Here is a 4,280-nt window from a genome sequence, read left to right on the forward strand (position 1 = left end):
GCCCCTCGCTCGGCGCTCGGGCTCGGACCCGTCCAGCACGGTTCCGGTTCTATCGAACCTGATCTGAGCACACTTCACTTCTCGAGCGTCACGACATCGAGTCCGGGGCCGGTCCGGGCCAGGTCCGCGAGCCTCGGCGCGTGCGGGGCGACGGGCTCGGCGTTCGGCGCGAAGTTGGGGGTCCGGGCGACCGACGGGTTCCCCCAGACCCCCGCCCCGTCGCGGAGCAGCGGGTCGTGGCCGTAGGGCCGCTTCGAGAAGCCGCACCCGCCCGCGGCGGTGGCCGCGGCGGCCGCGAGCAGGAGCAGTGACTCGCGCAGCCGTACCATCGGCGTGTCCGGGGGGACCGGGGGGCACGGGTGGTATCGGCAAGGCGGGGGGGCGGGGTTGAGCGGATTCAACCGGTGAGGCCGAGCGCCTGCTCGCGGAGCTGGGCCGCCGCCTCGGACGCGGCCAGCGCCGTCTCGCGGTCGCCGGACTCGGCCAGTTCTTGCAGGTCGGGCCAGAGCCAGCTCACCCCGTCGGCGGCGACGCGGGCGATCGTCGCGTGCTGAACGGCCGGCTCCTCGGCGCACAGCCCGGCCGAGAGTTCGGCGAGGGCGGCGCGCTCCCCGAGGCGGGCGAGGGCGGATACCGCAGCGCCGCGGGTGTCGGCGTCGGTGTCGGTGCGGAGGACACGGAGTGCCCGCATCACGGCGGCCGGGTCGTGCGGGGGCCACCAGCCCAGGGACGCGGTCGCGGCGCGGCGGGTGTCGGGGTCGGTGCCGAACGCGGCCCGGAGCAGCACCGATTCGGCCTCGGCGCACGGGTGCCCGCGGAGCGCCGCGAGCAGGTGCGGGAGCCGCGGCCGGCCCCGGTGCGACCCGAGCCACCGCGACGCCTGTGCCGCGAGTACCGGGCCCGCCGCGGGCGACTTCGACCACGTCAGGCACCGGACCGCGTCGGCCCACCACGGGCTCCGGGGGTCGGGCAGGTGCGGGAACAGGTGTGTCACGTCGGCCCTGAACTCGTAGGCGCACCGGAGGGTCGCGGCCTGCTCGTCGGTGGAGGCCGCGGGGAACCGGGCGAGGAGCCGCTCGGCCGCGCCGCGGAGCCACTCGGTCCGGTGCGCCGAAGAGAGGAACAGCCGCACCCCCTGGTTCTCGGCCGCGGAGCGGAGGTCGTCGTCGAGGTGGTCCGCCCAGCGGCCGAGGCGGCGGAACACGCGCTCGACCTCGACCACGGCGGCGGTGAGCCACGGGTCCGGGTCCGGGGGGGCCGACTCGCTGAGGTTCGCGAGCAGGTCGCCGAGGCCGGCGCGGAGCATGCACGCGGGGTCGATGGTCCCGTCGCGGCACCCGCGGCACACGGTCGCGACGGCCCGCAGCGCGGCCCGTCCCAGCGGGCTCCGCAGGTCGCGCAGGGCGGTGGCGAAGTTCGGGAACGCGACCGCTTCGGCGGCGAGGACGGTGCCGGCCGGCAGGCCCGCGGCCGCGTCCACGCACCGCAGCACGGCGGGCAGCGCGATCGTGTGCCGCAGGTGCCGGAGCCCGGCGGCGACGTCGGCCCAGTACCAGGTTTGTTCGACGGGGTCGGGGGTGAGTTTGCGCGCGAGCTGCCGCTCCAGGAGCTTCCCGGCCTCGGGCGTGCCGACCGACGCGAGCGCCCGCACCTGGACCGCGAACCCGACGCCGGGTTGCAGTTCGCGCTCGACTTCAACCACGCGGCCGCCGCGGAGCAGTTCCTTGAAGTGGGCCGCGGTCGCGGTCACGGCCGTCTCGCCGAGCCGCCCGCCCGCGAGCAGGTGCCGGTGCTGGCGGTCCACGGCGGCCGTCGTGGTCGAGCGCGGCGCGACCCGGCGCGGCAGCAGCCACCGCCGCCGGTACGGGTTGCGGTACCCGAGCCAGAACAGCCCGACCGCCGCGACGGTGAGGAAGACCCACAGCATAGAACCCCTCCGGTCGCTCCCGCTCCCGGTTCGCCTCACCCGCTCGTCACTCGCGCACCTGGCCGTCGCCGGTGACGACGTACTTGTACGTCGTAAGTTCCCGCAGCCCGCACGGGCCGCGGGCGTGGAACTTGTCGGTGCTGATCCCGATCTCGGCCCCGAGGCCCAGCTCGAACCCGTCGTTGAACCGGGTGCTCGCATTCACCACCACCGCCGCGGCGTCCACGCGCTGCGTGAACCGCCGGGCCGCGGCAATGTCGCGGGTCACGATCGCGTCGGTGTGCTTGGAGCCGTACGCGTTAATGTGCGACACCGCGGCGTCCAACGAGTCCACCACCTTCACCGAGATGATGAGGTCGAGGAACTCGGCCCGGTGGTCGGCGTCGGTGGCCGGCGTCGCCGCGGGGAGCAGCGCGCGGGTCGCGTCGCACCCGCGGACCTCGACGCCGCGGGCCGCGAGCGCTCCGCCGATCCGCGGGAGGAACACCCCGGCGACCGCCGCGTGGACCAGCAGGCTCTCGGCGGCGTTGCACACCCCGGGCCGGGCGCACTTCGCGTTCACCACGATCCGCTCGGCCATGTCGAGGTCGGCGGCCGCGTCCACGTACACGTGGCAGTTGCCGTCGAAGTGCTTCATCACCGGCATCCGGGCGTCGGCCACGACGCGCTCGATGAGCCCCTTGCCGCCGCGGGGGATGGCGAGGTCCACGAACTCGGGCATCCGCAGGAAGTGGCCGACGGCCTCGCGGTCGGTCGTCGCGACCAGTTGCACCGCGTCGGCCGGGAGCCCGCACCCCGCGAGTTCGGCGCTCAGCACGCGGTGGATCGCGGTGTTCGAGTGGATCGCCTCCTTGCCGCCGCGGAGGATGACCGCGTTGCCGCTCTTCACGCACAGCCCGGCGGCGTCCACGGTCACGTTCGGCCGCGACTCGTAGATGAAGAACACCACGCCGATCGGCACGCCGACCTTGAGCACCTGGAGCCCGTTGGGCCGCAGGCCGCCCTCGCGGACCTCGCCGACCGGGTCGGGCAGCGCCGCGACCTGGCGCAACCCGTCGGCCGCGGCCGTGATGCGGGCCGGCGTCAGCTTGAGGCGGTCGATGGCGGCGGCGTTCAGGCCGAACCCCGGGGCCGCCGCAACGTCCCTCGCGTTCGCTTCGAGCACCCCGGCCGCGTGCGCCTCCAGCGACGCGGCGGCCGCGAGGAGCCAGGCGTTCTTCACGGCGGTCGAGAGGCCGACCAGCACCTCGGACGCGGCCCTCGCGCGTGCGGCCGTGTCGCGGCACTGCGCGGCGAGTGCGTCGCGCGTGTCGTGGGCGTCGGGCGGTTTCAGGAGTGCGGCGGTCACGGCGGTCTCGGCTGTGGGGTCAGGGTGACTGGAATTCTACCAGCCCGCGGCGGTCAGCGCCGAGAGCGGTTGATCGCGCCGAGGAGCACGGCCGCGTCCCGCGTGGCGGCAACGTCGTGGACCCGCAACACGTGTGCCGCGCCGCGGGCGGCGGCGAAGCACGCGACGGCGAGCGACCCGGCCAGCCGCTCGTGCTTCTCGCGGCCGCACAGCGAACCGATGAACCCCTTGCGTGAGACGCCGAGGCACACCGGCCGGCCCAGGGCCGCGAACTCGCCGAGGTTCGCGAGCAAATCGAGGTTGTGCTCCAGCGTCTTGCCGAACCCGATGCCGGGGTCGAGACACACCGCACCCGGGTGAATACCCGATTCGCCCAGAACTCGCAACCGCTCCTCGAAGAACGCGGACACCTCACGGACCACGTCGGCGTACCGCGGGTTCGCCTGCATCGTCTGCGGTGCCCCCTGCATGTGCATGACGACCACGCCGGCCCGGTGGTCGGCGGCGGCGCGGGCCATCTCGGGGTCGCGGAACCCGGCCACGTCGTTGACGATCGCCGCACCGGCTTCGAGGCACCGCCGCGCGACTTGCGCCTTCATCGTGTCAACGGACACCGGCACGGCCGTTCGGCGAACGAGTTCCGCGACGACCGGCACGACGCGGCGCAGTTCCTCGTCCACGGGAACGGGCTCGGCCCCCGGCCGCGTCGACTCGCCGCCGACGTCGAGGACGTCGGCACCCTCGCCGACGAGCTTCAGCCCGTGCTCGACGGCCGCGGCCGTGTCGAGGAAGTGCCCGCCGTCGGAGAAGCTGTCCGGGGTGACGTTGACGATCCCCATGACGAGCGGCCGGGGGCCGGGGTCGAGGGTGCGGTCGCGGAGGTGCCAGCGGAACGGGTCCATCCCGTCAGTGAACGGAAAACGCCCGCCGCGTGCAACGGGCGGGCGCTCGTGATCTTGGCGAGCCGGGAGCGTCAGCGACCGGAGGGGTCTTCGTTCCTCCGGT

General features: G+C 74.6%; 4 protein-coding genes. All 4 read right to left on the bottom strand.

The window, feature by feature from the left end:
* Window positions 1-74 precede the first annotated feature (74 nt).
* Complete coding sequence (locus tag ACTIGN_RS16470) at window positions 75-329, bottom strand: hypothetical protein (protein ID WP_439625738.1); 255 nt, start codon at window positions 327-329, stop codon at window positions 75-77.
* A 68-nt stretch (window positions 330-397) separates the two neighbouring features.
* The gene (locus ACTIGN_RS16475) at window positions 398-1,927 is read right to left on the bottom strand and encodes a hypothetical protein (protein ID WP_439625740.1); all 1,530 of its coding nucleotides are present in this window, start codon (window positions 1,925-1,927) and stop codon (window positions 398-400) included.
* A 46-nt stretch (window positions 1,928-1,973) separates the two neighbouring features.
* Entirely contained in the window at window positions 1,974-3,275 is a 1,302-nt protein-coding gene (locus ACTIGN_RS16480; RefSeq protein WP_439625742.1) for a glutamate-5-semialdehyde dehydrogenase, read from the bottom strand.
* A gap of 53 nt (window positions 3,276-3,328) precedes the next feature.
* Window positions 3,329-4,280 (bottom strand): dihydropteroate synthase (gene folP, locus ACTIGN_RS16485; RefSeq protein WP_439625744.1); only part of this gene is annotated, 952 nt, incomplete at its 5' end.

The organism is Gemmata sp. (assembly GCF_051859125.1).
GTDB lineage: Bacteria > Planctomycetota > Planctomycetia > Gemmatales > Gemmataceae > Gemmata.